Raw genomic sequence first — 3,315 nt, 5'->3', positions numbered from 1 at the left:
TGTACTTCACCCGGGCAGAGTTCACGAAGTTCCTCGACGGCGCCGCAGCCGGCGAGTTCGACCATCTCCGCGCCACCGACACGGAGCTGGAGCAGGCCGGCGTCACCGCGTCCGCGTGAACGCCGACCAGGTCAACGCGGCGTTCACGCACGTGCAGCAGCGGTTCAACCGGACTCCGTGCCGTGAGTGCCGAGGCCGCAACACCGTCGCGCTCATCATCATGGGCGCGGTGATCGTGTCGTGCGAGGACTGCGGAGGAGCCACCCGCAAGGGACAGCTCACCACCGCGCCCGGGATCGACTGATCATCGGCCGCTGACCGCCCCGGTCGGCGCCATCCCCCGAGCGCCGGCCGGGGCTTCACGTCCATGATCGTTTGCACTTCGGCCGAGCGTTGGCCGAGCTAGCGATCTTTACCGCGTCCAGGAGCAGCGAGGAGCCCAGGGCAGAACCTCTCTGACCTGGGCTCCAGTAAGTAGGCCCTGTGGGACTCGAACCCACAACCAACGGATTAAAAGTCCGCTGCTCTGCCAATTGAGCTAAGGGCCCTCGAAGGGTCACCCCCGAGCATAGCCCGCCCAGGACCGTGAGCCGATCGGGTATCGGCACAAGACCCACTTCTGGCGGGCGCCGGAGGCGGGACGGGCCCGTACGTGACACACGGAGTGTCGCGTACGGGCCCGTCCTGAGCCTCTACGGGGCGTCAGCCGTTGCGCTTCCAGCGCGGCTTGTCGTCGCGGCGGCCGAAGGAGCCGGAGCCCCGGTGGTCGTCGCGGCGGCCGTTCGGGCGGTCGTGGCCGCCGGAGCGGTGGCCGCCGGAGGGGTGGCCGCCGGAGGGGCGGTCGTCGCGACGGTCGCGGTTGAACGGACGGTCAGCGCCGCGGAAACCACCACGGTCGCCACCGCGGTCACCACGGTCGTCACGACGGTCGCGGTTGAACGGACGGTCGTCGCGGCGGAAGCCACCGCGGTCGTCACGACGGTCGCGGTTGAACGGACGGTCGTCGCGACGGAAACCACCACGGTCGCCACCACGGTCACCGCGGTCGTCACGACGGTCACGGTTGAACGGACGGTCGTCACGACGGTCGTCGCGACGGAAACCACCACGGTCGCCACCACGGTCACCACGGTCGTCACGACGGTCACGGTTGAACGGACGGTCGTCACGACGGTCGTCACGGCGGAAACCACCACGGTCACCACGGTCGTCACGACGGTCGGACCGGTCGTCACGGCGGTCACGGCCGAACGAGCGGTCGTCGCGGCGCTCGTACGACGGGCGCTCCTCGCGCGGCTGCGCCTCGGCCACCGGCGTGGCCGGCTCGGCGGCGGCCTCGGCGGCCTCCGCGACGGCGGCCTCCGGGTCGTCGCCCCGCTCGCGCGCGGCGCGGGCGATCAGGCGGTCGGCCTCCTCGCGGAGCTCCGTCGCGCGGCGCTGCATGCGCTCCAGCTGCTTGGCCAGGTCGGCGGCCTCGCGCTCGGCCTGCTTGGCGGCGTTGTTCGCGGAGTCGGCCTGCACCTCGGTCAGCGACCGGGCGCCGGTGATCTCGGCGACCTCCGGGTCGAAGGCGCCGCCCTGGCCGATGATGTGGCGGGAGGCGTCGACGCCCGCGTCCTCCATGAGGCGGAAGATCTGGCGGCGCTGGTGCGGCAGGGCCAGGGAGACCACGACGCCCGAACGGCCGGCGCGAGCCGTACGGCCCGAGCGGTGCAGGTAGTCCTTGTGGTCGCCGGCCGGGTCGACGTTCAGGACGAGGTCGATGCCGTCCACGTGGATGCCGCGCGCGGCGACGTCCGTCGCGACGAGCACGTTCACGTACCCGTCCTTGAAGTCGGCCAGGGTCCGGGTGCGGGCGCCCTGCGTCATGCCGCCGTGCAGGGCGTCGGCCTTCACCCCGGCGTCGCGCAGCTGCTCGGCGACGCGGTCGGCGCCCAGCTGGGTGCGGACGAAGATGATCGTGCGGCCCTTGCGGGCGGCGATCGCGGCGGTGACCGGCGCCTTGTCCTTCGGCTTCACGACGAGGACGTGGTGGGTCATGGTCGTGACGTTGCCCTGGGCGCTGTCGACCTCGTGGTTGACCGGGTCCTTCAGGTAGCGCTTGACCAGGGTCGCGATCTCGTTCTCCATGGTCGCGGAGAACAGCATGCGCTGGCCGTCGACCGGGACCTGGTCGAGGAGCTCGGTGACCTCGGGCAGGAAGCCGAGGTCGGACATCTGGTCGGCCTCGTCGAGCACGGCGACCCGGACCTGCTCCAGGGAGCAGGCGCCGCGGTTGATGACGTCGCGCAGCCGGCCCGGGGTGGCGACGAGGACGTCGACACCGCGCTCGAGGGCGTAGATCTGGTTGCCCATCGACGTGCCGCCGCACACGACCTTCATGCGCAGGCCGAGCACGTCGCCGTACGGCTGGAGGGCGTCCGCGACCTGCATGGCGAGCTCACGGGTGGGGGTGAGGATGACGCCGCGCGGCTTCTTCTTCTCCGTGTGGCCGCCCGCGAGGGTGGCCAGCAGCGGCAGGCCGAAGGAGAGGGTCTTGCCGGAGCCGGTACGGCCACGGCCGAGGATGTCCTTGCCGGCCAGGGCGTCCGGGATGGTCGCGGCCTGGATCGGGAACGGGACGGTGACGCCGTTCTGGGCGAGCTTGCGTACGACGCCCTCGGGCAGCCCCAGGTCCCCGAAGGTGATCGTCGGCTCGTCGGCCTCGGTCTCGTTCTCGGCGTCGGTCCCGGCGACGACGGCCTCGTCGATGGCCTGGTCCACGGCGGCGGCCACGGCCAGCTCGTCGTTCTCGGACGTCGTCAGGACAGCCTGGTCAGTACTGGAAATGGACATGCGAAATGCGAAACCTTCCGGAGTCTCGGCACGCGCCCGTCAACTCCGTGTTTCGCTGCTTAGCAAATCGACCGCCTCGATGCGGTCAGCCACGGCAAGGGAGAGAACGCGCCACACGCGGCGCGCTTCGGTCGTGGCGCCGGGCAAATGGGATCAAACGATCTACCACCATACGCACCTTCCCCCACTCGGCGCAACTTGCCTGGTCAGCGGGCGCGGACCGCCTCGCCGGACCGGCCCGGACCCGCTGCACGACGTCGCCCCGTCACGCGGGCGCGACCTGTGGCGACGCGGCCGGTTCCGACCACAGCCCGGACCGGTCGGCGCCGCGCATCGCCTCCGTACGGATGTCGGCGGACGGGGACGCGGTGGGCGGCTCCGAGGGGTCGGGCGACGGCGGCTCGGGGGGCTGCGACGGGGCGGGCGTCGGCTCCGGCGGCGTCGCGGGCGCGGACGGGGACGCGGGCGGGCCGCTCGGCC

The 3,315-nt window shown here is 71.9% G+C and carries 2 protein-coding genes, 1 tRNA gene and 1 pseudogene; 1 reads left to right on the top strand and 3 read right to left on the bottom strand.

What is annotated here, in order from left to right:
• The first annotated feature begins 115 nt into the window (after positions 1-115).
• Entirely contained in the window at positions 116-304 is a 189-nt protein-coding gene (locus FVS66_RS27820) for a hypothetical protein (RefSeq protein WP_149183990.1), read from the top strand.
• A gap of 171 nt (positions 305-475) precedes the next feature.
• On the opposite strand, the gene FVS66_RS27815 is transcribed toward FVS66_RS27820, so the two are convergent.
• From FVS66_RS27815 to FVS66_RS27805, 3 genes and pseudogenes are all read right to left on the bottom strand, one after another.
• Positions 476-548 (bottom strand) — tRNA-Lys (locus tag FVS66_RS27815).
• A gap of 154 nt (positions 549-702) precedes the next feature.
• Entirely contained in the window at positions 703-2,835 is a 2,133-nt protein-coding gene (locus FVS66_RS27810) for a DEAD/DEAH box helicase (RefSeq protein WP_149183989.1), read from the bottom strand.
• A gap of 265 nt (positions 2,836-3,100) precedes the next feature.
• Positions 3,101-3,315: pseudogene (locus tag FVS66_RS27805) on the bottom strand (hypothetical protein); the annotation flags it as partial.

Origin of the sequence: Streptomyces sp. TRM49041 (assembly GCF_008271805.1) — a bacterium.
Lineage (GTDB): Bacteria > Actinomycetota > Actinomycetes > Streptomycetales > Streptomycetaceae > Streptomyces.
The sequence above is the reverse complement of the archived record's forward strand: the minus strand, read 5'-3'. Positions and strand labels throughout refer to the sequence as shown.